This is a genomic window from Streptomyces sp. NPDC033270 (assembly GCF_055576575.1).
Genome location: NZ_JBVIRA010000050.1, coordinates 1 through 24,992 on the forward strand (window position 1 = coordinate 1; position 24,992 = coordinate 24,992).

Sequence of the window (24,992 nt, forward strand, 5' to 3'; positions counted from 1 at the left end):
GAGCGGCCGCTGGGCGTCTTCTCCCGCCAGATCGTGCTCGCCGACACCCTCGACACCGAGCACATCGACGCCGACTACGACGCGGGCGTGCTCACGCTGCGCATCCCCATCGCCGAGCGCGCCAAGCCCCGCAAGATCTCCATCGGCGGCGAATCCGGCCGCAAGGAGATCTCCGGCTGAGCCGGACAGACGAGGGCTGCACAGCGGCGGAGGACGGGTATCTGATCTCCCTCCTCGCCCGTCCTCCGCGCCCGCTGGACCGAGGAAGGGAGGCGGCCGACATGACTCTGCGATGGGAAGCGTTCCTCGACCATGTGAAGGAACGCGGAGAGTACGACAGCCGGCAGGAAGCCGAACGCGCGGCTCGAGTGGTCCTCGCCCTGCTGGGCGCACACCTGGTCGGCGAGGTACGCGCCCAGCTGGCGGCGCGTCTGCCGGAAGACTTCGCCCTGGTCCTCCTCAACCCGCTGCAGAGCGCCGAGCCGCTGTCACCCGAGCGGTTCGTGCGGGCTACCGCAGCCTGGATCGAAGGGGCCACCGAACAGACCGCGGCCTGGGACGTCAGCGCCGTCCTCAGCACGGTGGCCGACGCCGCCGGCGACGACCTGCTCGACCAGATGCTGCTCCAGCTCCCGGCGGGCTACGACCTCCTCTTCGGCCATCCCCAGCCCACCTGACCAGCCACAACCCCGGTGACCGCACACCGCACCACCATCCCAGGCGACAGAAAGGCAACCACCGCAGTGATGTCCGACCGGCCCGCACCGCTCCAGCACCCCTACGGGACGGCGTACGAGCAGATGCTGGCGAAGGTCCGCTACGAAGGCGCCTACCCCACCCGGGAACGCGCCGAGGAAGCCGTCCGCATGGTCCTCGCAGGACTCGGACGCCAGCTGACGGGCGACGAACGCGTCGAACTGGCCGCCCGCCTCCCCTTCGAAGCCGCACGCATCCTCACCGCCCAGATCCCCGACACCCGGTCGCTGACCGGCTGGGCCTTCGTCAAGGACCTCGCCGCCCGCACCGGCGCCGGCCTGGCCACCACCCGCTGGGACACCGGATCCGTCTTCTCCGCCGTCGCGGCCCTCGCCGGCCCCGACCTGATCACCCGCATCCTGCACCAGCTCCCCTCCGGCTACCCGCTGTTGTTCGGCCGCGCCGAACTCACTCCCGCCGCATAGACGGCTCCAGGTTGCAGACCCTCACGGGAATCGTGAAGAAGGAACTGCTGGCCAGGGTCCGCTGCCTGCTGTTCCCCTGCAGTGGGAGGAGCCCTTCGGCATGGTGGTGATCGAGGCGATGGCCTGCGGCACCCGGGTCGTCGCCCTCCGCCGCGGATTCGTGCGCGGATTCGTGCCAGAAGTGATCGACGGCGGAGGACCGGCCTGATCTGCGAGGCACCCGAAGAGCTGCCGGAGGCCCTTGAAGCCGTGAGGGACCTCGACCCGACGCCGAAGTATCCGGCGGCGCCCGCCAACGAGCAGGGCGCCGCACGGGCCAAGGACCTGCAGCCCGTGACCTGAGGCCCCGCCGTCGCAGGTAGGGCGCCGCAGACGTGCAGCGCCCTGCCTGTCGCCGGCCCGCCGACCTGGCTGCGCTCGCCTCCACCGGCGCCAGGAATTTCGCCCGTTACCTAGGCTCTTCGCCTTACCTGTGCATCCCCCGGCCCATGCCGTCACGGACGGGGTGACTGCCACTCGAACATCACAATCGTGGCGTCGTCGTCCAGTTTGTTGTGCCGGTGCTCCAGGATGGAGTGGATGAGCAGGCGCAGGACTTCCGGGGCGCTCTGCCCCGCCGCGGTCGACCGGATGATGTAGTCGGTGAAGCGCTCCAGGCCGAACTCCTCGCCTTTCTCATTGCGTGACTCCACGATGCCGTCCGAGTAGAGCAGGATCCGGTCACCGGATTCGAGGCTGGCGTCGTGCACCTGACGGGAGACCTCGGCGAGGTTGGCGGGCAGGCCCAACGGGGGCTCGGGTGGCCGCTCCAAGGCATTGTGGAGCAGACGCTGACGGCGTATGAGCAACGGGGGCGGGTGGCCGCAGTTGCACCATCGCAGCACACCGGTGGGCATGTGCAGCTGGGTGAAGATGCCTGTACAGAACTGGTCGGGAAGCCACTTCGCCAGCGCCTCGTCCACGGTGCCCACGAGTTCGCTCAGATCTGCCCCGCTGCGCCTGGCATTACGGCAGCCCGCCATGGCGACAGAAGTGGCAAGCCCGGACGCCAGATTGTGCCCCATCCCGTCGAGGATCGTGGCGTGCAGAACGTCCTCGGTGAAGGAATGGTCGAAAGCGTCGCCACCCAGTTCGTACGCGGGTTCCAGCACTGCCGTCGAAACGACCCTGCCGGTGCCGATCGACCGGGGAGGGAGAAAAGCCCTCACCATCTCCGTGGGCAGGTGCATCGCCCTGGTGCGCATGCGCTGCGCGATGGTGTCGGTGTAGCTGCGCTTGGAGGTGATGATCAGCGCGAGGAGCAGCGCCATCGTCCGGCAGCGCTGTAGCTTGAGCCCGTCCAAGGCGTCCATGTTCAGTTCCACGACGCCCAGCCGCTCCGCTCCGTCGGCCAGGGGCAGCCATACGTTCAGCCCGCCGGCGTGGTCTTCCTCCACTCGGAGAGACTCGGTGCGGTAGGACCATCCGGCCAGGGAAGTGTCCAGCCCCAATTCCGGCTCGCCTTCGACAAGCGGTACCAGCACTCGCTGCTGGATATCGACCAGATAGACAACGGCCCTGCCCACACCCATGGCCTCGGCATACCGGCTCAGGACCAGAGGCAGTTCTGCAGGGGATGCCAGCTGGGCTGCTCTGACCAGTTCGTCCAGCAGTCCCTCCCCAGGCCCGAAGGACATTTCGCTGTCCATGCCTTCGATGATCCCTGCGGGGCCGGCCCACCACAATCTGAACCGTCCGATATCAAGGTGCGGACCGATCATCCCGGCACCCGGCCATGGCGACCTGGTGGCGCAGGCGGGCGGGCAGGGCCTGTTCCAGCTTGGCCGGCACGCGCACGACGGTCTCCTCGATGCCGCTCACTCACCGGTGGCGGTGCGCAGGGTGACGGCGATGGCGACGGCTTCCTCGTCGTCGAGCGTCCGGCATCGGGCCGTCTGGATTGACGGCGTGCTGGCTCCCAGCGCAAAGACGAGGCGGCATTTTGGCCTCGCGGACCGAGAGCGGTAGTGGGGCGAGACGTTCACTTGGGTGTGTGGGCGACCGGAAGTCGGCCACATGGATGGGCCGCCGATTCGGGCAGTGCCTGCCGCATTGCCGTGACCAGCGGGTAACGACCTGCGAGGCGATTATGGACGACATAGTGGGCACGTGGGCCCTGGAGGACTTCACGGCTGAACACGGAGGAGCGACCTCCCACCCCCTTGGAAAACATCCCAGCGGGACGCTCCTGTACACCGCGAGCGGTGGGATGAGCGCGCTGCTCACGCCCGAACCCCCGGAATGTCAGCGCGCCCGGGGAGCCCGAGGTTCCCGGCGGGAGCGCGGCGTATTCCGGCCCCTGGGAGCGCACGCCGGACGGGGCGGCACTCCATCACGTCCGGGTCAGCCACTACGGCACATGGGTGGGGACGACCCTGGAGCGTCCCGTCCGTTTCGGTCCGGACGGTCTGGAACTGACGGCCGCTGAAACCGGCGATATCCAGCTGATCCTGCGCTGGCGCCGGCCTGTGCCCTGACGCCTCCGCCGGGCGCCCCGACGCCGTCGCCCAAGAGCGTCGGATCCCAGCATGTCGCCGCCGTACTGCGCACAGGAACGGCTCCCCACCTCACCCAACGCCGGCGACTCGCTGGAACTACGCCTGGCACTGGAGATCGCGCACACCCTGTACGGCTGACGGACTCCGCTCGACCCAACGCCTTGCACACGCCCCATCGGACCGAGATCCGGACGCTTCACGGACCAGTGCAAAGGATTGGTGGCGCGCTCAGGGGGTGCCCCCCTCCGCGGCCTCGGAGTCCGCCTCTCCGGCCTCCTCCTCGCGGAGGGTCAATGCCAGTTCGCCATCTCTGACGTCCGCCACAACCTTGTCGCCCGGGTTGAGCCTGCCGTCGAGCAGCATGTTGGACAGGCGGTTGTCGAGTTCCGTCTGGATGGTGCGGCGCAGGGGCCGGGCCCCGAACTCGGGGTGGTAACCGCGGTTGGCCAGCCATTCCTTGGCGGACTCGGTGACGTCGAGGCCGATCTGCTGGGCGTGGAGTCTGCGTCGGCTGCGTTCCAGCAGGAGGTCGACGATGTGCACGAGATCAGCTCGGGTGAGGGCTTGGAAGACGATGATCTCGTCGATGCGGTTGAGGAACTCGGGCCGGAAGTGGGCCTGGAGTTCGGCCATCAGGTCGTCCCTGATGTCGTCGACCGCCCCGTGGTGGTCCAGGATGCGCTTGGAGGCGATGTTGCTCGTCATGATGACCACGGAGTGGCGGAAGTCGATGGTGCGCCCCTGGGCGTCGGTGAGACGGCCGTCGTCGAGCACTTGGAGCAGCAGGTTGAAGACGTCGGGGTGGGCCTTTTCGACCTCGTCGAACAGGACGACGCTGTACGGCTTGCGGCGCACGGCTTCCGTGAGTTGTCCGGCCTCCTCGTAGCCGACGTAGCCGGGCGGGGATCCGACGAGCCGGGAGACGGTGTGTTTCTCCTGGAACTCGCTCATGTCGAAGCGGACCATCCGGTCGACGTCGCCGAAGAGCAGGTCCGCGAGCGCTTTGGCCAGTTCGGTCTTGCCGACGCCGGTGGGTCCGAGGAAGAGGAAGCTGCCGGTGGGGCGGTCGGGGTCACCCATGCCCGCCCGGCCGCGGCGTACGGCCTGGGCCACTGCCGTGACGGCCTCGTCCTGGCCGACCACCCGCTCGTGGAGGGCCTCTTCCAGCTTGGTGAGCCGTTCCCGCTCGGTCTGGGTGAGCTGGGAGACGGGGATGCCGGTGCGGACGGAGAGCACGTCGGCGATGTCCTCGGCGGTGACGCTCCCGGTCTGCTCCTGTTCGTGCCCGGCTGCGGCGAGTTCCTGTTCCGCCTGCTGGATCTGCTCCTTGAGTCGGCCCGCGCGTTCGTAGTCCTCGGCACTGACGGCTTCGTCCTTCTCCCGCCGCAGCTTGGTGAGGCGGTCCTCCAACTCGGCAGTCCCGGATGGGCCGTCGAGGCTGCGCAGTCCGACCCGGGCCCCTGCCTGGTCCATGAGGTCGATGGCCTTGTCGGGCAGGAAACGGTCGGTGATGAAGCGGTCGGAGAGGGCGGCCGCGGCGTCGAGGGCCTCGTCTGTGAAGCGGACCTGGTGGTGGGCCTCGTAGGAGTCGCGGAGCCCGCGCAGGATCTCCACGGTCTCGTCCACGGTGGGTTCGGGCACCATGACCGGCTGGAAGCGGCGTTCGAGGGCGGAGTCCTTCTCGATGTACTTGCGGTACTCGTCGATGGTGGTGGCACCGACGACGGAGAGGTCTCCGCGGGCGAGCGCCGGTTTGAGGATGTTCCCGGCGTCCATGGCGCCTTCGCCGCCACTGCCGGCACCGACGACCGTGTGCAGTTCGTCGATGAACAGGATGACGTTCTTGTCGGCCTCGGTGACCTCGTCGATGACCTTCTTCAGCCGCTCTTCGAACTCACCGCGGTACTTGGACCCGGCGACCAGGCCGGCCAGATCGAGGCCCACGACGCGGCGGTCCCGCAGCGCCTTGGGGACCTCCTCGGCAACGATCCGCTGTGCCAGTCCCTCGACTATGGCGGTCTTGCCGACGCCGGGATCGCCGATGAGTACAGGGTTGTTCTTGGTCCTCCGGGAGAGAACCTCCACGGTCTGTTCGATCTCCTCCGCCCTGCCGACGACGGGATCGAGACGTCCGCTGCGAGCCTCCGCGGTGAGGTCACGCCCGTATTCGTCGAGGGTCGGGGTGTTGCTGTGTCCGCCGCCGGCCGCGTCCCGGCCGCCGCCCGGGGAGCCTGGTCCGGCGCCGCTCAGCGCACCGGGGGAGACGCCCTCGGATCTCAGCGTCCCCGCGAGACCGGCGCCGGGGTCCTCCATCAGCGCGGCGAGGAGGTGCTCCGGTCCGATGTACGAGGCACCGGCGGCCTGGGAGCGCGCGTGGGCGGCGAGCAGGGCGCGCTTCGCCGCCGGGGTGAGCGCGGGATCCCCGTCACCGGTGCCGGTCGGAAGGGTCTGCTCCAGGCTCTGGGCGAGGTGGTCGGGCTCTACCCCGGCATGTTCGAGCAGCTGCCGGGAGGCCGGCAGCTGCGTGGCGGCCCACAGCAGGTGCGCCGTGTCGAGATCGGCGCCGTCCTCGGCCGCGCGGCCGCCGGCCGCTGCCAGCAGCTCGTGCGAGGAATCGCTGAGGAGGCGGCCTATGGGCACGCGCTGGACGGCCGGTGGAGAGGCCGATGGGCTCATCCCGAAGAAGCGGTTGAATAGGTCGGAAAACGGGTCGCCGGACCCGAAGGGCGAGGTCGTCACGGAGATCATCCCGTCCGGCGGGCTGCACAACGCGCAACGGCCGCGTACAGCCTGCCGTAGTCGAATTGCCCGTACACCCCCATTCTTCGCCAGGTCCTCGCGGCGTGCGACCGCAGGAGCCATCAGGCAAGTCAGGAGCCCCGCGCCTAGCATGCTGTGTGTGCCGACCAGTTCCCGGGGGTTCGAGAGCCGTCGCCTGCAGAGCTTTCTGCAGGCGGCGGAGGACGGCATCCATCTGGTCGTCGCGGCATTCCTCATCCTGCTCGCCGTACTGCTGACCATCGGGGTCGTCGGCGATGTCGTGAGCGCCATCAGGGGCCCGTACCACGAGACGGCGATCGTGCTGTCCGCGCTGGACAACGGCCTGGTCCTGTTCATCGTGGCCGAACTCCTGCACACCGTCCGGCTCACCATCAGAAACCAGACGCTGGACGCCGAACCGTTCCTCGTCGTCGGCCTGATCGCGGGCATCCGCAAGGTGCTCATCGTGACGGCCGAGGCGGGCAAGACCTTCAAGTGGAGCGTTCAGGGAATCGAGTTGCTCACCCTGGCGGGGCTGATTCTCGTGATGGCAGTGGCCGTGTACATCTGGCGACGCTCGACGCGGCCCCGGGACTTCGACACCCTCAAGGCCGCGTCGCGTGGCTGACGTCGTACCGACGTGGCGATGCGCGAAAGTCAGTGTGTCTAGACGAGTTGGGCCGCGCCCTCCCTGTCCGCCTGCACCGCTGAGGCCGGTGACGGAGCCGGAGCCGGGGCTGCGCCCGTCAGCTGGGCGCGACCGAACAGCGGCGCGTACCCCGGCGGGAGCCGGCGCAGCACGCGGTCGAGCAGCCGGTCACCGGCCAGGTCCGCCACGACGCTCAATACGGAACCGACGTCCCACCGGGCGGTTGTCGCCGTAGCGCCGTCGATCCTGCGGGCGACACCCTCGACGAACTCGGCCGCGGTCTGCGGCCGCACGGCGGGCAGTTGGCCGCTCACCACCCCCGCCGCCTCGGGCGGCAGCCGGCGCGCCAGCTCCGCCCGCTCGGGCCCGGTCACATGTCCGCCGAGCGCCGACAGCACGATACGAGTGATCCGCTCAGCCTCCTTGGCGGTGGCGTACTGCCCGCGCTCGCGCACTTCGTCCACGAACTCGCTCCACCGCATGGCTGCGCTGCACCTCCTCAGCGTTTTCGGTCGGCTGTTGATCCGCTGTGATGCGCTGGTCCACCGGTCAGCCGGAGATCTCCTTCGGCTCGCTGCCGCCGGTGATCTGGATCCTCCGCGGCCTGGCTTCCTCAGAGACCGGGATGCGGACGGTCAGCACGCCCGCGTCGTACGAGGCGTCGATCCGTTCGGTGTCCAGGCTCTCGCCGAGGAAAAGCTGGCGGCCGAAGGTTCCGCACGGCCGCTCCGCCGCGAGCACCTCGGCGCCCTCGGGGGTCTGCGTGCGGCGCTCGGCGCGCACGCTGAGAACGCAGGGACGACCAATGACCCCGAGTTCGTGCCGTGACGCCCCCACCACCGGCGCGGTACGAGTCCTGGGCGCCTGGGACGTGCGGGTCCCGGGCACCTCATACCGGCGGTTTTCGAGGCCGGTGCCTGCTCTGGGCCTCAGCAGCATCACAGTGGGGGCGCCTTCCACACGGTCAGTCGTGAAACCTAGTGGTCGTCCCAGTGACCGTTGTGGGCTGCATGCCGGTGGCCGTCGTGTACGTAGTCCATGTGGTCGTCGTGCGGAATCGCCACGTGGCCGCAGCGTTCTCCGTGCGCGTGGTCATGGCCGGGGTGTTCCTTGTGCCCGCTCGGCTCGCACTCGTCCACGTGGTCCTGATGGACGCGGTGGAGATGTCCGTCGTGTACGTAGTCCATGTGGTCGTCGTGCGGAATCGCCACGTGGCCGCAGCGTTCTCCATGCGTGTGGTCATGGTCGGGATGGGGCTGGTGCTTCTCCGTGGTTGTCATGGTCTTCACTCCTTGGATACGGCAGGAATTCAGCTCAAGCCGACGGTGCATCAAACAACGGGAAGGGGAATTCGCTCTTCCTTTCTTGGCAAATTTCCCATGGATCAAAGAGTTCCGCGAAAGGCCACGAAAAGGCTCGTGTCGTGAATGCGATAACGACTTTCAGATTGCATTGCTCGGGGCCTGCTGCGGGCGCGATGCAGGGGGCCGCCGCAGCGATTCGGTTGCCGGAATGGCAGGTGAGCCGAATGGCATGGTCAGCGGACGGCGACCAGGACGTGGCTGTGGCCGAACTGCCAGACCGTGCCGACGCTTTCGAACCCGGCTTCGCGGAGCAGCGCCATATGGCCGGACGGCGTCAGGTCGTTGCCCTCGCAGGGCGGGTGCCGGCGGCTGTGTCGCGCGGCGAGGACGGCGGCCAGGTCCGGGTCGGCCGCCACGCCCGACCACCAGGACTCCCAGTCGTCATGGGTGAACGCGAGCTGCCGCTCGGCCCGGCGGCGTCCGATGTCGAGGGCGATCTCGGAGACCTTCGCCTCGTCCGGGCAGAGGTGGTCGCCGTTGATCAGGACACCGCCGGGCCGCAGTCGCGCGGCCAGTTCCCGGTACACCCGCCGCAGAGTGCCCTCGCCCAGGTAGTGCAGCGCCGTGGTCGAGACGGCCGCATCCAGCGGGCGCCGCGGAGGGAGGAAGCCGAGCCAGTCGGGTTCCCCGATCATGGCCTCGACATAGCGGACGGCGGAGCCGTAGTGGGCACGGCCCAGCTCCAGCAGGAGCGGGTCGGCGTCGACGGCCAGCACTTCGGCGGCCGGGATCCGGCCGGCCAGCCGCGCCGCCAGTGAGCCGGGGCCGCATCCGAGATCGAGGACGAGGGGCGCGGTACGTCCGGCCGCCACGTGCTCGACCACGTCCGTGATCACCGTGAACCGCTCCTCGCGGTCGACCGCGTACCGCTGCTGCTGGCACTCCCAGCGTTCCACCCACCGTGCGGCTGCCGTCGTGCTCAGACTCATGACCGATCGTTCTTCCGCTTCTGCCCATCCACCAACGGTCAACCGTTAACCGTTAATGGAAATCATTGCAGATTGGAGAGTGTGGTGAGCAACGCGTCGATCTCGTCAGGTGTGTTGTGGACGTGCAGGCTGACCCGAACGGAGGAGTCCTTCTCGCCAGCGCTGCCCTGGCAGTGTTCGTCGGACCGCACCATGAACCCGTGGCTGAAGAGGATGAAGCCGAGGTCGTTCGAGCCGATCTCGCGGTGCCGGAAGGTGACGATGCTTCGGCGGCGCTGCACCGTCGAACCGGCCGCCAGGCTCAGCCGGCAGCCCAGCACGTCGTACGCGTCCAGCCGGCTCAGCCCGTCCGTCAGCCGTGCCGCCAGGGCGACGGTCCACCGTTCGATCCGGTCCGTGCCCGCCGCGTCCAGCCACTCGAGGGCCGCGGCCAGACTCGCTATGCCGACCGTGTTCGGGGTGCCGCTCCAGCCGCCGGGCCGGAAGGCCGGACCGCGCGTCCCGCGGGCCCAGATCGCGCCCGAGCCCGGCAGTGCCAGGGCCTTGTGACCGGAGAAGACCACGAAGTCCACGTCGAGGTCGGCGACGGAGAACGGCAGATGGCCGACGCTCTGGGCGGCGTCCAGACAGATCGGCACCTCGGGGCCGACCACTTCACGCACGCGATGCACGTTCATGTCACCGCCGTAGACGTGGTGCACATGGGTGGCCGCGACGAAGCGGGTGCGCGGGCCGACCAGCGCGGCGAGCGCCGCCGGGTCGTAGTCGTGGGAGCCTGCCTGATACGGCAGTTGACGGACCTCGATCCGGGCCCCGCGGCGGGCCAGCAGGTCGCGCGCCTCCAGCCACGGCGACAGGTTGGCCTGGTGGTCGGCGAACGGGACGACGATCTCGTCCCCGTCGGTGAGGAAGCCGGCGAGCCAGTCGCGGGCGATGGCCCGCAGTCCTTCGGTGGCGCCGCTGGTGAAGTGGACCGCCGAGCGGTCCGGGTCCGGGTCGCCCAGGAACTCCTTCACCCGCTCGCGGGTCCGCTCCACCAGCGCCGTCGTGGCGTTGGCCCACGGGTATGTGCCCCGGCCCGCGTTGGCGTTGGACGTGGTGAGGTAGGAGTGCACGGCGTCGAGGACGGCTCGCGGTTTCTGCGCGGTGGCCGCACTGTCCAGATATGCCAGCTCCGGGTGGGCCGTGATGATCGGGAACTGGGCGCGCAGGGGCCGCTGCCATGCCTTGAGGTCGTCCAGGTCGTTCGGGTCCCTCGGGCCGTCCGGAAGGAGGCCCATGTCAGTCACGCACCAGCGGTGCGCCCGCGTCGCGCCAGGCGATGATGCCGCCGGCCAGACTGCGTACGTCGGGGTGACCCATCCGGGTGAGCAGGGCGGCGTACCGCACGGACTTCTCGCCGACCGGACACGCCAGCAGCACGGGCTGCCGCTTGCTGAAGGGCAGGCCGCCGCGTATGAGCTCGTCGAACAGCTCGTCGACGATGTTGATCGACCCTTCGATGTGGAGGGCGGCGAAGGCGAAGGGGCCGCGCAGATCGACCACCAGCGGGCGGTCCTCCGCGATCCACTTCCGCGCGTCGGCGATGTCGATGACAGTGACGGAGCTCGTCTCGGCGTCGGTGAGCGTGGCGACGGAGTTCTTCACCGGCGAGCCGCCCAGCAGCTCCGGCCGGCGCTCGCGCACATAGCTGAGATAGCTCTCGACCCGGTCGCAGGCGATGAAGACGGCCGTCCTGCGGGCGGTCAACTCGGCGTCGATCGGGCGTAGATGGCGTACCGCCCCGTGGTACGCCGCGCCGCTGGTGGGCCCGGCGAGCAGACCGCAGCGGCGGAGCAGTGTCAGCATGCCGTCGATGGCGTCGTCGGCGCTCACCGCCTCGATCGCGTCGTACGTGGCGGGGTCGAACAGGCCGACTTCCTGCACCTCGTCGATGGTGCGGATGCCGGGGATGAAGTCGGACTTCTGCCCGACCAGTCCGATGACCCGCACCTGCGGGTCGTGTGCCCTGAGCACCCTGGCCACCCCGGTAGAGGATCCGGCGGTGCCCACGCAGGCGAGGAAGTAGTCCGGGGACCGGCCGTCCAGATCGGCCACGATCTCCGGGCCGGTGCCCGTCGCGTGGGCCTCGGTGTTGAGCGCGTTGAAGTACTGGTCGGTGTGGAGGTTGGGGCTGCCGGGCCGGGACAGCTCCTGGTGGAAGAGGGTCAGCGGGTCGTCGGTGTCGGTCGGGTCGAGACATTCCGTCCGACCGGGCAGCTCCTCGATCTCCGCGCCCAGCAGCAGGAGCAGTTCCTTGATCTCCGGCACGCGCATCCGGTTGGTGACGCTCTTGAACGACAACCCGTGCATGCCCGCGATGACGGCCAGCGCCTTGGCGGTGTTCCCGCTGGAAAGCTCGACGATCGTCTCGCCTCGCTCCCTCGCGCTGGGCAGGCCCGGTCGCGCCATGTTCCAGGCTGCTCGGTCCTTTACCGAGCCGAAGGGGTTGAGCATCTCCAGCTTCGCGTAGAGATCGATGTGGGCGAGGCCGTGCACCGCCGGGTCGATGCGCACCAGCGGGGTGTCGCCGATGGCGTCGGTGATGCTGTCGTACCTCATGCCTTGAGTCCCCCTGACGGTGTGAACGGCCAGTACTGCTCGTCGAGACGCCAGCTCCAGGACTCGGCGTGCCGCTGGACGGCGACCTTGCGGGCGACCGGCAGCTGCTGCGCGCGGGTGGCGCTGAAGTCCATGCAGTACCCGCCGGTGTTGGCGAAGGCGAGGAGGTCGCCCGGCTGCGGCAACCGGGGCAGATACACGGTCCTGCGGGTGATCAGGTCGGCCTCCAGGCACAGACTGCCGGTGAGGTACACGCCGACCGGCCCTTCGTCGGCTCCGCCTGCGGCCCGAGGGTCGCGGGGGAGGAGGACGGGGTCCATGAGGACGCCGTGCTCCTCGAGGCTGATGTCGCTCGCCGTCATGGCCAGGCGCACCAGACGGGCTCCGGCATCCGTGCGGCGGACCTCCAGCACCCTTGCGAGGGACAGGCCGCACTGGTCCGCCAGGGCCCGGCCGGGCTCGGTGTACAGGTCGTAGAGGTTCTCCAGAAGCAGGGTGCCCAGCGGGCGGCCGCCCAGTGCCGGTGCGGGACGCGAGAGCAGCGCGTCGAGGTAGGCGGCGCCGGAGACCGGGCGGTGGGCCGGGTAGAGGCCCAGGGCGCCTCGGAGGGTGCCGTTCTCGGCGCGGAGGCCGTAGCCGTGCCCGCCCCAGGTCAGGGGCGGGCGTCTGCCCAGGACAGCCTTGGTGAGTTCGGTGGTGTAGCGGTCCCATTCCGTGCCGTCGGCCAGGTAGTCGACGCCGAAGCCGCCCCCGACGTCGATGGCGCGCGGGTGGCAGCCCCGGCTCCGTAGCGCGTCCATGGCATGCAGACAGCCCTCCAGCGCAAGGGCCTTCTCATCGAGGCTGGTGGTGTCGAGGTGATAGGCGACGCCGGTCGGCTCGATGGTGTCCCGGTGGCGTTCCACCGCGTCCAGGAGGTGGTCCAGCGACCTGACGGAGGACCCGAAGCGGCTCTGCCGGGAACGCACCTTGACGCCGGACGCCTCGAATCCCGACAGCCGCAGGAGGACCGGGACGCGGGGCAGGCTGTGCTTGCGTACGAGCGCGGCGAGGTCCTCCAGCTCGCCGGGCCCGTCGACGCTGACGGTGACTCCGGACAGGGCGGCTAGCCATTGGAACTCCGGGTCCTTGGGCCCGGTGGCCAGGATCCGGTGCGGGGCGAAGCCGCTGCCGAGAGCGTGCTGAAGCTCGCTCAGCGATGCCACGTCGATGCCCGCGTCCGTCGCGGCGAGACGGCGCACCAGGGCGCTGGAACGGTTCGCCTTGTGCGCGAAGTACACCTGGCCCGCGAGGTGGTGGCGGCGGTAGACGGAGCGGAAGCGCTCGACGTTCTCCGCCATCCGGTCGGGCAGCACGACGTTGAGCGGGGAGCCGAGCGCGTCGACGAGCGTGCGGAGGAAGTCGGGCGACCGCAGCAGTGACGCCAGCGGTTCTTCAAGGCGCGGTCGCAGGTGGAGAGGGGCGCCGTTCATCCCTGACGGATCCTCCTCGGAGGGGTTGGGAATGCACAGTTCGACCGTCGGTCCTACGTTCCTTTCCCTCCGGGGGCCGTAATACCCCCGTGTCGAGTTGCCGGCGTGCGAACGAGCCACGGCGGGGCCGGGCCGGTCAGAGGGGGAGGGCCATCAGGATCTCGTCACGGTCGTCGCCGGATGCCAACCGCAGGGCGCCGGAAGCGGGTGTGAAGGGCGCGGATCCTGTGGGACACGATCGGCGAGATCGACGGCAGCAAGCCGGTGTGGCGGGTCGCCGAATCCGTCGAGCCCAACGGTGACGCCACGGTGTGGACGGTGCGTGTCCGCGACGGCATCACCTTCAGCGACGGCAAGGCCCTGACCGCCGCCGACGTGCTCTCCAGCCTGCGGACCTTCGCCTCGCAGCCCACGACACAGAGCGCCTTCCTGGCCGGGCTCGATGCGAAGGCGTCAAGGTGCGTGACAAGAAAACCGTGACAAGAAAGCCCTGGGCAAGGGTGAGGTCGCCGATGATGCGATGGGCCGTCACCAGTCCTGGTACGACGGTTCTCTGCCGCGCGTCGCGTACGACCCTGACCGGTGCGGCGGCTGATGTCCTCCGGCGGGCTGAAGGACGCGAATCTGTCGATGCCGGAGATCCTGGTGCTGCCCGTCCTCACGCTGCTGTCGGTCTGCCTGGCCCAGAACGTGCGGCTGGTCCGGTCGGGGGGTGACGGAGGCGGCCGGCTCGGACGCGGTGCGGGCGGCCCGGCTCGGGGGTGTACCCGAACACCGCGTCGTGCTGCGGTGGGTCCTGCCGGCGGCGGTCGTCCCGGCGATCCCTGTGCTCGCCCGGTATCTGGACCGCGGAGGTCTGGCAGCCTGTGCACCATGACTGCCACCATGGCCGACCACGATGCGCCCGAGTTCCGGCAGATCACCCGGCCACCGGAAATGCCCCCCGAACGCAGGCGCGAGCTGATCGAGTGCTGGGCGGCCGTGACCAACGCCGGCGGTGCGGTCGTGCCGCTCGGATTCCCCCTCCCCCCTGTCGGCGCCGGGCAGGTCGCGCCGGCTGCCGACCGACTCATCGCCGGGCTCGACCCGCGCCGCAGCCGGCTGCTGCTCGCCACCGTCGGGGACGACCTCGCGGGCTGGCTGCTCGTACGCCGTGACATGCATCCCCTGATCGCGCACTGGGGCGAGATCAACCACCTCCAGACGCATCCGCGTTTCCGCGGCCAAGGCATCGGGAGCGCGTTGATGCGCCGCGTTGGCGAACTGGCGCGGGACGAGATGGGCCTGGAGCAGCTCCGCCTCGCGGCCCGGGCGGGCATGGGGCTGGAGGGCTTCTACCGTCGGCTGGGGTGGCGGGAGGTCGGCCGCTGGCCGGGGGCCTTGCGGGTGCCGCCCGGGGACGACCGCGACGACATCCTGATGGTTCTCGCCCTCTGATGCGGCCGCTGGCTTCCTGCGCCGATTCAATGTCCGGGAGTCGGCGTGTGAGTGGGAAGAAGTCAGGGCCGGACAGCGGCAGCGGTGTCACCTCACCGCGGAGGAGCGCCTGGATGCACGGTGCGCCCTTGTACCTGGAACCGATCCTCGAACCACCGCTGGCGTCGCGGCTGGAGGCAGCCCTCGCCCGCAAGGTCGCCGTTCACCGGGAGGCGGGCCCCTGGCGCTTGGGGCCTGGACGAGCAGCACTGGCCGGTCAACTGTCATGGGGGCATGACGCACGAGGTACGGCAGCATCGAGGTACGGCAGCATCACCGAGGCCATCGGCAACACCCCGCTGGTCCGGCTCGACCCGGCCGTGCACGGTCTGCGCCCGCGACGCCTTCGGCTACTCAGCGCTTACGACGCCTGCCGCGAGACCCGCGCCGCCCGGACCGTCCTCCCGTGACGTCTTCGCCGCCCGATCGCCTACCGGCCCAGGCGTCGGCCCCCGGCGTGCCCTGCCGCCTGCGGTCTGCCGAGACGACCAGCGCCGCGAGCAGTGTCGTCAACGGGACCGAGGCCACCAGCCCGATGCTGCCCACCAGCGTGCGCACGATCTCCGTCGCGACCACCTCGCTCGTGGCGACCGTGCCGACACTGCTCTGTGCGATCGAGAACAGCAAAAGCAAAGGCAACGCCGCGCCCGCGTAGGCCAGTACGAGCGTGTTCACGACGGATGCGATGTGATCCCGTCCGATCCGCATGGCCGCACCGTACAGCTTGCGCCAACTCGCCGACGGATCGGCCTCCTTCAGCTCCCACACCGCGGCGGTCTGGGTCACCGTCACATCGTCGAGCACACCCAGCGACCCGATGATGATGCTCGCCAACAGCAGGCCGCGGATCTCGATGTCCGGATACAGGCCGTGCACCAGCGCCGTCGTGTCGTCCGTATTGCCGGTCAACAGCGCCCAGCCGATGAACACCGACCCGAGCAGGCCGATCAGCAGCAGTGATGCGAGCGTGCCGAGTACTGCCACCGATGTCCGGGCCGTCAGACCGTGGCACAGGTACAGCGCGATCAGCATGATCGCGCTGCCGCCGACCACCGCCACCACCAGGGGATTGGAGCCCTGCAGGATGGCCGGGAGGATGAACAGCGTCAGCACCCCGAAGCTCGCCGCGAGCGCCACCAGGGCGAGCACCCCGCGCAGCCGGCCGACGACCACGACCGCGAACGCGAAGATGGCGGCCAGCACCCACATGGGAAAGGTCCGGTCGACATCGGTGACCGAATACTGGAGATCCCTCGGGGCTTTGGGGGAGTACGCGACCACCACACCCTGCCCGGTGGTGTAGTGCCGTGTGGCGTCGGGTGTCACCACGGTCTGGAAGGTCCGCCCGGTGTCCTTCCCGGTCGTGACCTTGATCGTCGCCTGCTGGCAGTCTTTGCCCTTCGCCGCTCCCCCGGCCGGCGGCTGACCCGGCGGCGACGTCGGCTGAGGCGGCTGCTCGGCATGGACGTCGGCGCAGTTCACCTGCTCCACCTTGACCACGGTGGCGCGTTCCGTGGGCTGGTCGAAGCCGACACCGGAGGGCTTGTGCGAAGGCGCGCCGCCCGGCCACAGCACGACCAGGCCGACCACCACCGCGGCGGCGAAGGGGATCAGTACCGCCGCGATGACCTTGCGCAGATGCCGGGAGACGGGCGCAGCGGGCCCATGGCTGTGCGCGTGCGGATGGGTCTGGTGCTCGGGGCTGCTCACCGCCCGATCATCGCAGGAACGCCTGGGGCTCTGGGGCGAACCCGTCAGCGTGCGCGTCGCCCGCCTGCTCCAGGCGGGCGACGGGCTCCAAACTGAACTACTTGGAGGCGTAGGGAAGGAGTGCCATCTCCCGGGCGTTCTTGATCGCGCGGGCAAGCTGGCGCTGCTGCTGGGCGGTGACCCGGGTGACCCGGCGGCTGCGGATCTTGCCGCGGTCGGAGATGAACTTCCGCAGCAGGTCGGTGTCCTTGTAGTCGATGTAGGTGATGCCCGCCGCGTCCAGCGGGTTGGGGCGGGGCTTGGCGGGCTTGCGGGGATCGGGGCGGCGGGCCATGGGAATCCTTGTCTCGGTCGGTTGGCCGGGGGAGGAGCTGTGGTCGGGCAGGGGGCAGGGGGCAGGGGGCAGGGGTCAGGGGTCAGGGGTCAGGAGACGGGGTCGAGGAGTGCGTCGAAGGAGGCCGGAAGGCGCTTCCAGGCATCGCGCCCGCCCGCGAACTCGGCCTCGGTCAGCAGGCAGGAGTCGAGCAGCCGCTCCAAGCCGTCGCGGTCGAGGCCGGGTGCGGTGAAGACCAGGTGCTGACAGCAATCGCCGTGCTCGGAATGCCAGTCGAGGGCGGCGGCCGCTCGGCGCATCGCCGGAACCATGTCCCAGGCGGCGTCCGGCAGCGAGGCGAGCCAGGGGCCGGCGTTTTCCACGCACAGGGCGCCGCCCGCGGCGTCCCAGGACAGCAGGGTGTCAGGGCGGTCGGCGAGCCAGAAGCGGCCCCGGCTGCGGGCTGCCGCACATGCCAGGTCTTCCAGTGCTTGGTAGAGCCGTTCCGGATGAAAGGGGCGGCGGCGATGCCACACGAGGGTGGACACGCCGGCCTCCTCGGCTTCCTGCGGCAGCAGTGCGCAGGCCGGGTGCTGGGCAGCGGCAGCCGTGTCGACGTCGAATCCGGCGAACGCGACCTCCGCCAGATCTCCGGAGGCGGCAGGCACCCGGCGGGCTGTCGGGTGCAGCTGGGCGAGGAGCGCCCGGTCCTCGTCGTCCGCCTCCGGGCTGTCGACGAGTGCGAGCACGGGGGCGTATTCGAGCTGGCGTGCCCAGGTGTCCCCGATGGTCCGCTGATCGGTTGCGGCGGCCGCGAGACCCGCCTCCGCCAGGTCGTCGCCGTTGGCGAGGTAGGGCAGCACGAGTGCCGGATCGACTGCGGTCAGGACGTTGGAGAGCGTCAGCTCCGCGCCGCCGTACGAGGCGATGACCTCGGCCATCGCCTTGGGCTCGACGGAGTCCCAGAGTTCGACCACCGCCAGCCGGTGCAGACCGCTGCCGGCCAGCCGCTGGAGCTCGGGGACCAGGTCCTCGCGCAGGGCGCAGCAGGCGCAGTCGTTGACGAGCGGGGTCTCGCCGGACGACAGCTCGCCCGAGGCGTCCCGCACCGTGCGCCGTACGGTGCCGTCCGCCGCCGTGGACAGGTCGTGGTGCAGCGCGACACTGCCGGGCACGGAATGCAGCAGTTGCCGCACGACCTCCTCCCGGGCCTCGGAGTGCAGTCCGCCGACGATGACGACGGGCAGGTCGTTCTCCGCCATCACGCCGTCCCGCGCCGGCCGTACCGCCGCTCGAAGCGCTCGACGCGGCCGGCCGTGTCCATGACCCGGGCGGTGCCTGTGTAGAAGGGGTGGCTCTTCGACGAGATCTCCACGTCGATGACGGGGTACGTGTTGCCGTCCTCCCACTCGATCGTCTTGTCACTGGTCGCCGTGGACCGGGTGAGGAAGGCGAAGTCGGCAGCCCGGTCGCGGAAGACGACGGGCCCGTAGGAGGGGTGGATTCCGGGTTTCATGACGGTGCTCCTGTCTGTGAGCTGAGCGGAGGGGCGGGCGGGGCCGACCGGCGAGTCAGCGCTCCTCGCGGAAGTCGACGTGGCGCCCGACGACGGGGTCGTACTTGCGCAGGACCAGGCGATCGGGGTCGTTCCGGCGGTTCTTGCGAGTGACGTAGGTGTAGCCCGTCCCCGCGGTGGAGCGGAGCTTGATGACCGGGCGTAGTTCGTTGCGAGCCATGGCAGGTACTATATGGCAATGGTTTCCATTGCCGATAAGGGTTCCGACGAGAGGTAGACCACCATGTCCGCTCACTGCCAGCTGACCGGCGCCAAGCCGGGCTTCGGCAAGGCCATCTCCCATTCGCACCGCCGTACATCGCGCCGGTTCGATCCGAACATCCAGCGCAAGCGCTACTGGTTGGCGAGCGAGGGCCGTCACATCCGGCTCACGCTGAGCACCAAGGCGATCAAGACGGTCGACGTCATCGGCGTCGAGGCGGCGGTGGTGCGCATCCGCGCACGAGGGGTGAAGGTCTGATGGCGAAGCAGAGCAAGATCGCGAAGAACGAGAAGCGCAAGGCGATCGTCGAGCGGTACGCCACCCGGCGCGCCGAGCTCAAGGGGATCATCCAGCGGCCGTCGTCCACCGAGGCCGAACGTGCCGCCGCCCAGGCCGAATTGCGACGCCAGCCGCGCGATGCCAGCGCCACCCGAGTGCGGAACCGGGACAGCGTGGACGGCCGGCCCCGCGGACATCTGCGAAAGTTCGGCATGTCCCGAGTGCGTGTGCGTGAACAGGCGCACGCGGGGTTCCTGCCCGGGGTGACCAAGTCCTCCTGGTGATGTCTTGCCGTTGACCCTCCTGCGGCCCGGGCGATCGTCCGGGCCGCAGCGTCGTTTTTTGCCCGCTCTTCTCGGCGTCCGGGATGCCGGGGGTTCTGGAGGTGGGTCTGCCCGTGGCGTGATATAAAAATGGAAACCATGTTCATTAAGCGGGAGGGGTGCACCGATGGGTCTCGTAACACCAGGCAAACCGAGTCGCCCGTTCACGCTTGTCACCTGCACCGACTGTCGCAGCGACACGGGTGAGCAGGTGATGGACCGGCTGCGCGAGGTCGTCCGCAGCTGCCCGCACGCCGTATTTGTCGCCACCGGGTGTCTGGGCGGCCTCCTCCGCTGCAGCCGTGCCGCGGGAGTGCACGCCGCCGTGCAGCCATGCGCGGAGGACCGCGCGTCCAGCGGCCCCGTCATCCGGCTGGGCCCCCTCGCAACCGAAGCCGACGCGGAACTCGTCGGCGCATGGCTAGGCCCTGACCCATCGGACAGGCCCTAAGGCCGGGCATGCCGGACGACGGCACTCTTCCGCACAGACTGCGCGCAGCCCCCGTGCCCCGTCACATCGCCCATCTCAACTGAAGGGAAGCGCAGTGCCGAAGGGGCTGTTGAGCACAGTGGTCGGGAACACCCCGGCCGCCCGGGGAACCGTGGTGGACCAGCTCGTGCGCGTGGTCCCCCGTGCCGTGGTGTTGGCCGCATCCATCCATGGCCGAGAGGCCGGCTACCCGGTTGTACAGCGCTTCGTCACCGGTCCCGGCGTGCCGCAGTCCATGTCGCAAGCGACAACCGGCAACCCGGTAGTGATTCTCAGGCAGGACCTGCTGACCATCCGGCGCACGGCGAAGTCCCCCCACGTAGTCCTCGCCCTCTCCGGTCAGCTGGACATCCTGCCGTTCCTGGTGGAGTTGTGGCGACCGAGGATCGGTGCCAGTGCTCTGGGGGACCACTACGCCCCGGCCCCAGTGCTGGCCGGAATCGACCCGGTCGCCTTGCTTGGCGAGATGGGATGCGTCCACCGTGCGGTCCACCTGTGGGACGGCGCGGACCACGCCGGCCCCCTGACGCCCGCCGAGATCGCCGCCCGCCAGGTGGAAGCTGCAGACGGTCTGATCGTGCCGACGCCCCGGCATCCCGCAGACGGTCGAGCGGGTGGCGTGGCGGCGCTGGCACGCCATCTCAACCCCTCTGCCACGCTCGTCCATCGTGCGCGACAGCCGGACTCGGAGGTGGAGCTGCCGGCATCGCTCCTGCGACCCGCACCGAACGCACTGGACGAGTGGCGGGCTCGGCTGGAACCGGTGACCGTGGCCCGAACGCGCCCGGGTGCCGACCAGGGGGTGACGTCAGTGCGGTGGCGGGCCCGGCGACCGCTGCACCCCGAGCGGCTCGCGGACGCACTGACCACCGTCATGACCGGCGTGTTGCGCAGCCGAGGCCACCTGTGGCTGTCCAGCCGGCCCGAGGCGGTGGTGACCTGGCGGTCGGCTGGAGCGCACTTGGAGCTGTGCGAAGCGGATCGCTGGCTGGAACCCGAAGCCGAGCACGCCTGGCGTGCCGCATCTCCTCAACGACGCACACTGGCCTCGTGGTTCTGGCACGACTACTACGGCGAGCGCCGGAACGACATCATCTTCACCGGCACTGATCTCGATCCCGACCGGCTGCGCTCCGCGCTCGACGCGGCCTTGCTGGATGACAGGGAACTGTCGCTCGGCTCGGACGGCTGGGCCGACTTCTCCGATCCCTTGCTCGGTGACCTTCCGTCCTGACCCGTCAGGTTCCCCTGGGATGGACCTCGGTGCGGCAGCGCACTGGCAGGGCAAGGAGTCTGGTCCGTAGAGGGGGCGGCGAGTGGGTACTGCTCAACCGGGCCGGCCCTCCAGCGCTGTGCGGGGTGGCGGTGGGAAAGCTGCCCCAAGCTGCCGAAGAACGCGGCGTGCGCAGCATGGTGTGGATCAGGCTCAGCAGACTGCGGAAGCGCTGGGAGTCGTAGTGTCCGCCGCGACGGTCTCGCGTCACGAGATCAGGCAGGCTGACAACGCCCTTGCGGCCTGTCGCGCCTCCGCGGCCCGGCTGCGGAATGGGGCCCGTGTGGGCAGCGGGGCCTGGCTGCGGAGCGGGGCCTGGGTGCCGGGTTGGGCAGTGCCGTGGCTGCGACCACTGCCCAACCCGGAGCTTTCAGGCCTGCGGTACGAGATCCGGGTGCTCGTGCTCGCAGGCGTCCTCGATCCCGTAGGTGTCCCACTCGGGGAACGGATCGTCGGTGAGTTGCTCCCCGTCGGCCAGGAGGCAATCGGTCAGGGCAGCCTGAAGCGCCTCGGCGTGCAACTCGGTGCCGATGAAGACGAGCTCCTGGCCCTGGGGGTCAGCTGCAGTGCGGGCGCCGGACGGCTCGAAGCGGGCGACGGCCCCGGCCTGTGACCACAGCCCGGTGACGTGCGGGCGGCTGGCCAGCCAGAAGAAGCCCTTGGAGCGCAGGATCCGGCCGTAGGCGCCGCTGTCGAGTCCCTCGGTGACGAGGGACCACAGCCGACCGGGGTGGAACGGGGCGGCGGCACGGAAGACCGTGCTGGAGATGCCGTACTCCTCGGTCTCCGGTACATGGTCGCCGTTGATTTCACGCACCCAGCCCGGGGCGAGCTGTGCACGCTCCAGGTCGAACAGGCCGGTGCCGAGGATGTCGGCGGACTTCACCCGCCCGTGCCGGGTCGGCACGATGCGGGCGGCCGGGTTGAGCCGGGCGAGCGTGGCGCGGAGTCGGACGGCGTCGTCCTCGTCGACGAGATCGGTCTTGTTGAGGACGACGACGTCGGCGAACTCGATCTGGTCCATCAGCAGGTCACTGACGGTGCGTTCGTCCTCCTCGTACTGGTCGAGGCCGCGCTCTGCCAGCCCGTCGCCGCCGTTCAGCTCGGGCAGGAAGTTGGCGGCGTCGACGACGGTGACCATGGTGTCGAGCCGGGCGAGGTCGCCGAGGGTCGCTCCGTCGTCGCGGGGGAAAGCGAAGGTGGCGGCGACCGGCATCGGCTCCGAGATGCCGCTGGACTCGATGAGGAGGTAGTCGAACCTGCCCTCACGGGCCAGCCGGTCGACCTCTTCGAGCAGATCATCGCGCAGCGTGCAGCAGATGCAGCCGTTGGTCATCTCGACCAGGCGTTCCTCGGTGCGCGAGAGGGCGGCCTCGCCGCCCCGTACCAGGGTCGCGTCGATGTTGATCTCGCTCATGTCATTGACGATGACCGCGACGCGCAGGCCCTCCCGGTTGCCCAGGACGTGGTTGAGCAGGGTGGTCTTTCCGGCTCCGAGGAATCCGGACAGGACGGTGACGGGAAGTCGGTTATGCGCCATTCGACGGCTCAGCTCTCCGGACGCAGCAGGCCGCGCTCGTACGCCTTGGCCAGGCGCTGCGGTACCAGGTACGACGAGCCGTCGACGGTGACGGGCACGAGCTGGGGGGTCGTGGCCTTCCACTGGGCGCGGCGGTGACGGGTGTTGCTGCGGGACATCTTCCGCTTGGGTACGGCCATGACGGACCTCCTGAGTGGGTGGGCGACGGTGGCAAACACTACATGGAAATGGATTCCATTTCCAAAGTGGTGTGCGTCGCATAGCCCCGGACGCTGACGGCCCACTGCGCCGCAAGAACCGCGATCGTCGACGCGCAGAGCGGCACCTTCGCTCACTTCGCTCACTTCGCTCACTTTGGTTACTTCGAAGGTCCTGCGCTGGCATCGGAGTTGATGTGCAGGAGCGTCACGCGGCCGCCGCGTTCCGCTACGGCGAGCATGTGCCGACCTGCCCAAGCAAGGGAGGTGGCCGGGGTGGTCACATGCCAAGTGGCAAGGGAGGTGTAGCCGTTCCTTTGGCCTGGTGCTCCGGCGCGCCACAATCGAACGGCGCGATCGGACCCGGCTGTCGCCAGCACGTTTCCTTCGCCGGGGCGCCAAGCCAGCGCCGATGCGCAAACGGGAAGGACGGTAAGGCGCGTCGGTTTCCTGGGGCCGATGGACCACAGTGACAGGTGACGCTCGGCCGGTACGGCCAGTTGGCGTCCGCTCTCACTGAAGACCGGCGCGCGTTGGCCTGCGGCGTCCTCGCACTGGACCGGCGGCACCGCTGGGCGGTGTGTCTCCCACAGCAAGGTCTTGTGCCCGTGCGTCGAGCAGACGGCCCAGCGGCCGTCGACGGACAGCGTCAGGTCCTCCGGCGCTCCGCCGTAGCGATGAATGGCGACCGGCTCGCGACGCAGGGGCATGAAACAGCGGACATGGTCCGCCAGGGATGCAGCCAAGAGGCGTCCGCCCTGCACGCAGGCCACGTCGGTCGCCGGCGCAGGTAGGGGCACGGCGGACCACTGCTCCACACCGTCGGTGTCGTAGGTGGTGACATTGCGCCCTTCCGCGATTGCCACCACACCGGACCCCGTCCAGCGTGCGCGGATGCAGGCCGCAGGAGTGGTTCGCGTGATGAGTCTGCCGTCCGCTGCGCGCCACAGGCCGTATCCGCGCGGGCCGACGAGTGCCAGGTGGCGTCCATCGGGTGAAAAGGTGAGATCCGTGATGCCGCCGGTCATCGCGAGGTGGCCGTGCCCCTCGCCTCCGTCGAGATCAAGTACGCGCACCCCGCCGCGGCGCCCGGCGGCGGCGATCAGGCCCACGCCCATCGCCAGAGAGGTCGGCTCCCAGGGAAGTCGTTTCGACCACAGGGGAGTGCCCCGTGGGCGTTCAGCGGTTGCCGGCGCAGTCAAGGTCCTCACCGCGACCACGTTCCTGCCTGGGGTCGAGGTGGGGTGGCTTGATCGAGGCTGTGGGGCATCGGTAGCGGGGTGTCGTTGACATGCATAGATGAATCATCCAGTTCGAATATGAGAATCGTTTCCATTAAACAGGGTGTAGGAGGCCGCCGTGACCCGGGGGCGGCACCCGAAAGGCTTCGCGGCGTGAGCAGCCATATCCGGGTGGGGCGGTGGAGACTTCCCAGGGCGTGGCTCTTCCGTCGAGCCGTGGGCGACGATGAGGGTGAGCGCCCAAAGCCGAAGCGCCGCTCGCGCTGCCGGCTGTCGTCGATCTTGATACGGCCTACAAGGCCCTGACGGTCGGCCGGAGCGCCGGCTGCGCCTTGGAGAAGAGGGACGAGTATCCCGTCACCGCCCGCGAGCTTGGGAAGGCGTACCGGAGAACCTCGGAGCTGCACCGGTGCCTCGACGTCCAGCCGCAGCGGGCAGTCTCGACGCGCCATCCGGGTGAGCGCTGTTCGGGAGCTGTTCACTGTTCACCTCTGCCGCCGTCGCCCTGCCTCTCATCGCCCACGCCCCCTGCCCCGTGGTGGTCGTCCCAGAGCCGGAGCACAGCATCCAGCAGCCGCCGTACATGGTGGTCGGCGTCGATGGCAGCGCTCACTCCGCGGCCGTCGTCGACTTCGCCTTCGAGTGGGAATCCCTGCGCGGCGCGGCCCTGCGGGCGCTGTACGTGTGGCATCGTGACCGCCTTCGGTACGGCGCCCGTCACCTGGAGTGAGTCGGCGTCAGCCATGCGCAAGGCGCCGCGCAGGCCACCGGCGATCGGGGCCAGTGGCCGCCTACGCCCGCAGCCTGCGGGCCAACGGCGTCCATGTCACCGAGATCGCCCGCAAGCTGGTGATCGCCTCGGGCAAGAATCAGAGCAAG

29 protein-coding genes and 2 pseudogenes are annotated in these 24,992 nt (G+C 69.6%); 13 read left to right on the forward strand and 18 right to left on the reverse strand.

The window, feature by feature from the left end:
* The 4 genes from ACZ5XZ_RS37975 to ACZ5XZ_RS37990 form a co-directional block, all read left to right on the forward strand.
* On the forward strand, positions 1-180 hold a 180-nt coding region (locus ACZ5XZ_RS37975; RefSeq protein ID WP_468986859.1), incomplete at its 5' end, for an Hsp20/alpha crystallin family protein.
* Between the two features lie 101 nt (positions 181-281).
* Positions 282-677: a DUF2267 domain-containing protein gene (locus ACZ5XZ_RS37980; RefSeq protein WP_468986862.1), complete on the forward strand. Its 396-nt coding sequence runs from the start codon at positions 282-284 to the stop codon at positions 675-677.
* 69 nt (positions 678-746) lie between these two features.
* Positions 747-1,181 (forward strand): DUF2267 domain-containing protein, encoded by a 435-nt coding sequence (locus ACZ5XZ_RS37985; RefSeq protein ID WP_468986863.1) that lies wholly within the window; start codon positions 747-749, stop codon positions 1,179-1,181.
* A 76-nt stretch (positions 1,182-1,257) separates the two neighbouring features.
* On the forward strand, positions 1,258-1,389 hold the full coding sequence (locus ACZ5XZ_RS37990; protein ID WP_468986908.1) for a glycosyltransferase: 132 nt from the start codon (positions 1,258-1,260) through the stop codon (positions 1,387-1,389).
* A 286-nt stretch (positions 1,390-1,675) separates the two neighbouring features.
* Here the strand turns inward: ACZ5XZ_RS37990 and ACZ5XZ_RS37995 are convergent, their stop codons facing one another.
* Positions 1,676-2,869 (reverse strand): PP2C family protein-serine/threonine phosphatase, encoded by a 1,194-nt coding sequence (locus ACZ5XZ_RS37995; protein WP_468986865.1) that lies wholly within the window; start codon positions 2,867-2,869, stop codon positions 1,676-1,678.
* 88 nt (positions 2,870-2,957) lie between these two features.
* Positions 2,958-3,097 (reverse strand): annotated as a pseudogene (locus ACZ5XZ_RS38000) (DNA-binding transcriptional regulator); the annotation flags it as partial.
* Between the two features lie 212 nt (positions 3,098-3,309).
* Between ACZ5XZ_RS38000 and ACZ5XZ_RS38005 the strand changes: the two are divergent.
* On the forward strand, positions 3,310-3,648 hold the full coding sequence (locus ACZ5XZ_RS38005) for a lipocalin-like domain-containing protein (protein ID WP_468986867.1): 339 nt from the start codon (positions 3,310-3,312) through the stop codon (positions 3,646-3,648).
* 298 nt (positions 3,649-3,946) lie between these two features.
* Here the strand turns inward: ACZ5XZ_RS38005 and ACZ5XZ_RS38010 are convergent, their stop codons facing one another.
* Positions 3,947-6,466, reverse strand: coding sequence for an ATP-dependent Clp protease ATP-binding subunit (locus ACZ5XZ_RS38010; RefSeq protein WP_468986870.1), 2,520 nt, complete (start codon positions 6,464-6,466; stop codon positions 3,947-3,949).
* Between the two features lie 142 nt (positions 6,467-6,608).
* Between ACZ5XZ_RS38010 and ACZ5XZ_RS38015 the strand changes: the two genes are divergently transcribed.
* On the forward strand, positions 6,609-7,106 hold the full coding sequence (locus ACZ5XZ_RS38015) for a phosphate-starvation-inducible PsiE family protein (protein WP_468986872.1): 498 nt from the start codon (positions 6,609-6,611) through the stop codon (positions 7,104-7,106).
* 38 nt (positions 7,107-7,144) lie between these two features.
* Here the strand turns inward: ACZ5XZ_RS38015 and ACZ5XZ_RS38020 are convergent, their stop codons facing one another.
* The 7 genes from ACZ5XZ_RS38020 to ACZ5XZ_RS38050 form a co-directional block, all read right to left on the reverse strand.
* A complete protein-coding gene (locus tag ACZ5XZ_RS38020) occupies positions 7,145-7,609 on the reverse strand; it encodes a DUF2267 domain-containing protein (protein ID WP_468986874.1) in 465 nt (154 codons plus the stop codon).
* 67 nt (positions 7,610-7,676) lie between these two features.
* Complete coding sequence (locus ACZ5XZ_RS38025) at positions 7,677-8,066, reverse strand: Hsp20/alpha crystallin family protein (protein ID WP_468986876.1); 390 nt, start codon at positions 8,064-8,066, stop codon at positions 7,677-7,679.
* A 38-nt stretch (positions 8,067-8,104) separates the two neighbouring features.
* Positions 8,105-8,407, reverse strand: a complete 303-nt coding sequence (locus tag ACZ5XZ_RS38030) for a hypothetical protein (protein WP_468986877.1) — start codon at positions 8,405-8,407, stop codon at positions 8,105-8,107.
* A gap of 257 nt (positions 8,408-8,664) precedes the next feature.
* Positions 8,665-9,420: a class I SAM-dependent methyltransferase gene (locus tag ACZ5XZ_RS38035; protein ID WP_468986879.1), complete on the reverse strand. Its 756-nt coding sequence runs from the start codon at positions 9,418-9,420 to the stop codon at positions 8,665-8,667.
* Between the two features lie 62 nt (positions 9,421-9,482).
* Positions 9,483-10,700 (reverse strand): aminotransferase class V-fold PLP-dependent enzyme, encoded by a 1,218-nt coding sequence (locus ACZ5XZ_RS38040; RefSeq protein WP_468986909.1) that lies wholly within the window; start codon positions 10,698-10,700, stop codon positions 9,483-9,485.
* 1 nt (position 10,701) lies between these two features.
* Entirely contained in the window at positions 10,702-12,021 is a 1,320-nt protein-coding gene (locus tag ACZ5XZ_RS38045; RefSeq protein ID WP_468986881.1) for a pyridoxal-phosphate dependent enzyme, read from the reverse strand.
* Positions 12,018-13,493, reverse strand: a complete 1,476-nt coding sequence (locus ACZ5XZ_RS38050; protein WP_468986883.1) for a Y4yA family PLP-dependent enzyme — start codon at positions 13,491-13,493, stop codon at positions 12,018-12,020. Before ACZ5XZ_RS38050 ends, ACZ5XZ_RS38045 begins: the two co-directional genes overlap by 4 nt.
* Positions 13,494-13,757: 264 nt before the next feature.
* Here ACZ5XZ_RS38050 and ACZ5XZ_RS38055 point away from each other — a divergent pair, with 264 nt between their 5' ends.
* The 3 genes from ACZ5XZ_RS38055 (at position 13,758) to ACZ5XZ_RS38065 (ending at position 15,379) form a co-directional block, all read left to right on the forward strand.
* A complete protein-coding gene (locus tag ACZ5XZ_RS38055) occupies positions 13,758-13,973 on the forward strand; it encodes an ABC transporter substrate-binding protein (protein WP_468986886.1) in 216 nt (71 codons plus the stop codon).
* A 393-nt stretch (positions 13,974-14,366) separates the two neighbouring features.
* Positions 14,367-14,930: a GNAT family N-acetyltransferase gene (locus tag ACZ5XZ_RS38060; protein ID WP_468986888.1), complete on the forward strand. Its 564-nt coding sequence runs from the start codon at positions 14,367-14,369 to the stop codon at positions 14,928-14,930.
* A 113-nt stretch (positions 14,931-15,043) separates the two neighbouring features.
* Entirely contained in the window at positions 15,044-15,379 is a 336-nt protein-coding gene (locus ACZ5XZ_RS38065; RefSeq protein ID WP_468986912.1) for a hypothetical protein, read from the forward strand.
* Here the strand turns inward: ACZ5XZ_RS38065 and ACZ5XZ_RS38070 are convergent.
* The 5 genes from ACZ5XZ_RS38070 to rpmG form a co-directional block, all read right to left on the reverse strand.
* The gene (locus ACZ5XZ_RS38070) at positions 15,324-16,679 is read right to left on the reverse strand and encodes a YibE/F family protein (protein ID WP_468986889.1); all 1,356 of its coding nucleotides are present in this window, start codon (positions 16,677-16,679) and stop codon (positions 15,324-15,326) included. The genes ACZ5XZ_RS38065 and ACZ5XZ_RS38070 overlap by 56 nt on opposite strands.
* Before the next feature lie 97 nt (positions 16,680-16,776).
* On the reverse strand, positions 16,777-17,013 hold the full coding sequence (gene rpsR, locus ACZ5XZ_RS38075; protein ID WP_468986891.1) for a 30S ribosomal protein S18: 237 nt from the start codon (positions 17,011-17,013) through the stop codon (positions 16,777-16,779).
* An 89-nt stretch (positions 17,014-17,102) separates the two neighbouring features.
* Positions 17,103-18,254: a CobW family GTP-binding protein gene (locus ACZ5XZ_RS38080; RefSeq protein ID WP_468986893.1), complete on the reverse strand. Its 1,152-nt coding sequence runs from the start codon at positions 18,252-18,254 to the stop codon at positions 17,103-17,105.
* Positions 18,254-18,508, reverse strand: coding sequence for a type B 50S ribosomal protein L31 (locus ACZ5XZ_RS38085; RefSeq protein ID WP_468986895.1), 255 nt, complete (start codon positions 18,506-18,508; stop codon positions 18,254-18,256). The genes ACZ5XZ_RS38080 and ACZ5XZ_RS38085 overlap by 1 nt, the downstream gene beginning before the upstream one ends.
* Positions 18,509-18,563: 55 nt before the next feature.
* Positions 18,564-18,728, reverse strand: a complete 165-nt coding sequence (gene rpmG / locus ACZ5XZ_RS38090; RefSeq protein ID WP_030077887.1) for a 50S ribosomal protein L33 — start codon at positions 18,726-18,728, stop codon at positions 18,564-18,566.
* 63 nt (positions 18,729-18,791) lie between these two features.
* On the opposite strand from rpmG, the gene rpmB reads away from it, so the two are divergent.
* From rpmB to ACZ5XZ_RS38105, 3 genes are all read left to right on the forward strand, one after another.
* Positions 18,792-19,028, forward strand: a complete 237-nt coding sequence (gene rpmB, locus ACZ5XZ_RS38095; RefSeq protein WP_468986897.1) for a 50S ribosomal protein L28 — start codon at positions 18,792-18,794, stop codon at positions 19,026-19,028.
* Positions 19,028-19,333, forward strand: coding sequence for a 30S ribosomal protein S14 (rpsN, locus tag ACZ5XZ_RS38100; RefSeq protein WP_468986899.1), 306 nt, complete (start codon positions 19,028-19,030; stop codon positions 19,331-19,333). The genes rpmB and rpsN overlap by 1 nt, the downstream gene beginning before the upstream one ends.
* A 644-nt stretch (positions 19,334-19,977) precedes the next feature.
* A complete protein-coding gene (locus ACZ5XZ_RS38105) occupies positions 19,978-21,096 on the forward strand; it encodes a GTP-binding protein (RefSeq protein ID WP_468986901.1) in 1,119 nt (372 codons plus the stop codon).
* A gap of 409 nt (positions 21,097-21,505) precedes the next feature.
* Here ACZ5XZ_RS38105 and ACZ5XZ_RS38110 read toward each other — a convergent pair whose 3' ends face one another.
* The 3 genes from ACZ5XZ_RS38110 to ACZ5XZ_RS38120 all read right to left on the reverse strand — a co-directional run bounded on the left by ACZ5XZ_RS38110 (position 21,506) and on the right by ACZ5XZ_RS38120 (position 23,990).
* Positions 21,506-22,675: a GTP-binding protein gene (locus ACZ5XZ_RS38110; protein WP_468986903.1), complete on the reverse strand. Its 1,170-nt coding sequence runs from the start codon at positions 22,673-22,675 to the stop codon at positions 21,506-21,508.
* Between the two features lie 8 nt (positions 22,676-22,683).
* Complete coding sequence (rpmF, locus tag ACZ5XZ_RS38115) at positions 22,684-22,854, reverse strand: 50S ribosomal protein L32 (RefSeq protein ID WP_030801966.1); 171 nt, start codon at positions 22,852-22,854, stop codon at positions 22,684-22,686.
* Positions 22,855-23,033: 179 nt separating this feature from the next.
* Complete coding sequence (locus ACZ5XZ_RS38120; protein WP_468986905.1) at positions 23,034-23,990, reverse strand: WD40 repeat domain-containing protein; 957 nt, start codon at positions 23,988-23,990, stop codon at positions 23,034-23,036.
* A 604-nt stretch (positions 23,991-24,594) separates the two neighbouring features.
* On the opposite strand from ACZ5XZ_RS38120, the pseudogene ACZ5XZ_RS38125 reads away from it, so the two are divergent.
* A pseudogene (locus tag ACZ5XZ_RS38125) lies at positions 24,595-24,804 on the forward strand (universal stress protein); the annotation flags it as partial.
* Positions 24,805-24,992: the final 188 nt, after the last annotated feature.

Coding starts and splice junctions, on each gene's coding strand:
- ACZ5XZ_RS37980 (WP_468986862.1), top strand. CDS start 282: ATGACTCTGCGATGGGAAGCGTTCCTCGACCATGTGAAGGAACGCGGA.
- ACZ5XZ_RS37985 (WP_468986863.1), top strand. CDS start 747: ATGTCCGACCGGCCCGCACCGCTCCAGCACCCCTACGGGACGGCGTAC.
- ACZ5XZ_RS37995 (WP_468986865.1), bottom strand. CDS start 2,869: ATGGACAGCGAAATGTCCTTCGGGCCTGGGGAGGGACTGCTGGACGAA.
- ACZ5XZ_RS38005 (WP_468986867.1), top strand. CDS start 3,310: ATGGACGACATAGTGGGCACGTGGGCCCTGGAGGACTTCACGGCTGAA.
- ACZ5XZ_RS38010 (WP_468986870.1), bottom strand. CDS start 6,466: ATGATCTCCGTGACGACCTCGCCCTTCGGGTCCGGCGACCCGTTTTCC.
- ACZ5XZ_RS38015 (WP_468986872.1), top strand. CDS start 6,609: ATGCTGTGTGTGCCGACCAGTTCCCGGGGGTTCGAGAGCCGTCGCCTG.
- ACZ5XZ_RS38020 (WP_468986874.1), bottom strand. CDS start 7,609: ATGCGGTGGAGCGAGTTCGTGGACGAAGTGCGCGAGCGCGGGCAGTAC.
- ACZ5XZ_RS38025 (WP_468986876.1), bottom strand. CDS start 8,066: ATGCTGCTGAGGCCCAGAGCAGGCACCGGCCTCGAAAACCGCCGGTAT.
- ACZ5XZ_RS38030 (WP_468986877.1), bottom strand. CDS start 8,407: ATGACAACCACGGAGAAGCACCAGCCCCATCCCGACCATGACCACACG.
- ACZ5XZ_RS38035 (WP_468986879.1), bottom strand. CDS start 9,420: ATGAGTCTGAGCACGACGGCAGCCGCACGGTGGGTGGAACGCTGGGAG.
- ACZ5XZ_RS38040 (WP_468986909.1), bottom strand. CDS start 10,700: ATGGGCCTCCTTCCGGACGGCCCGAGGGACCCGAACGACCTGGACGAC.
- ACZ5XZ_RS38045 (WP_468986881.1), bottom strand. CDS start 12,021: ATGAGGTACGACAGCATCACCGACGCCATCGGCGACACCCCGCTGGTG.
- ACZ5XZ_RS38050 (WP_468986883.1), bottom strand. CDS start 13,493: ATGAACGGCGCCCCTCTCCACCTGCGACCGCGCCTTGAAGAACCGCTG.
- ACZ5XZ_RS38060 (WP_468986888.1), top strand. CDS start 14,367: ATGACTGCCACCATGGCCGACCACGATGCGCCCGAGTTCCGGCAGATC.
- ACZ5XZ_RS38065 (WP_468986912.1), top strand. CDS start 15,044: ATGCACGGTGCGCCCTTGTACCTGGAACCGATCCTCGAACCACCGCTG.
- rpsR (WP_468986891.1), bottom strand. CDS start 17,013: ATGGCCCGCCGCCCCGATCCCCGCAAGCCCGCCAAGCCCCGCCCCAAC.
- ACZ5XZ_RS38080 (WP_468986893.1), bottom strand. CDS start 18,254: ATGGCGGAGAACGACCTGCCCGTCGTCATCGTCGGCGGACTGCACTCC.
- ACZ5XZ_RS38085 (WP_468986895.1), bottom strand. CDS start 18,508: ATGAAACCCGGAATCCACCCCTCCTACGGGCCCGTCGTCTTCCGCGAC.
- rpmG (WP_030077887.1), bottom strand. CDS start 18,728: ATGGCTCGCAACGAACTACGCCCGGTCATCAAGCTCCGCTCCACCGCG.
- rpmB (WP_468986897.1), top strand. CDS start 18,792: ATGTCCGCTCACTGCCAGCTGACCGGCGCCAAGCCGGGCTTCGGCAAG.
- rpsN (WP_468986899.1), top strand. CDS start 19,028: ATGGCGAAGCAGAGCAAGATCGCGAAGAACGAGAAGCGCAAGGCGATC.
- ACZ5XZ_RS38110 (WP_468986903.1), bottom strand. CDS start 22,675: ATGGCGCATAACCGACTTCCCGTCACCGTCCTGTCCGGATTCCTCGGA.
- rpmF (WP_030801966.1), bottom strand. CDS start 22,854: ATGGCCGTACCCAAGCGGAAGATGTCCCGCAGCAACACCCGTCACCGC.
- ACZ5XZ_RS38120 (WP_468986905.1), bottom strand. CDS start 23,990: ATGGGCGTGGGCCTGATCGCCGCCGCCGGGCGCCGCGGCGGGGTGCGC.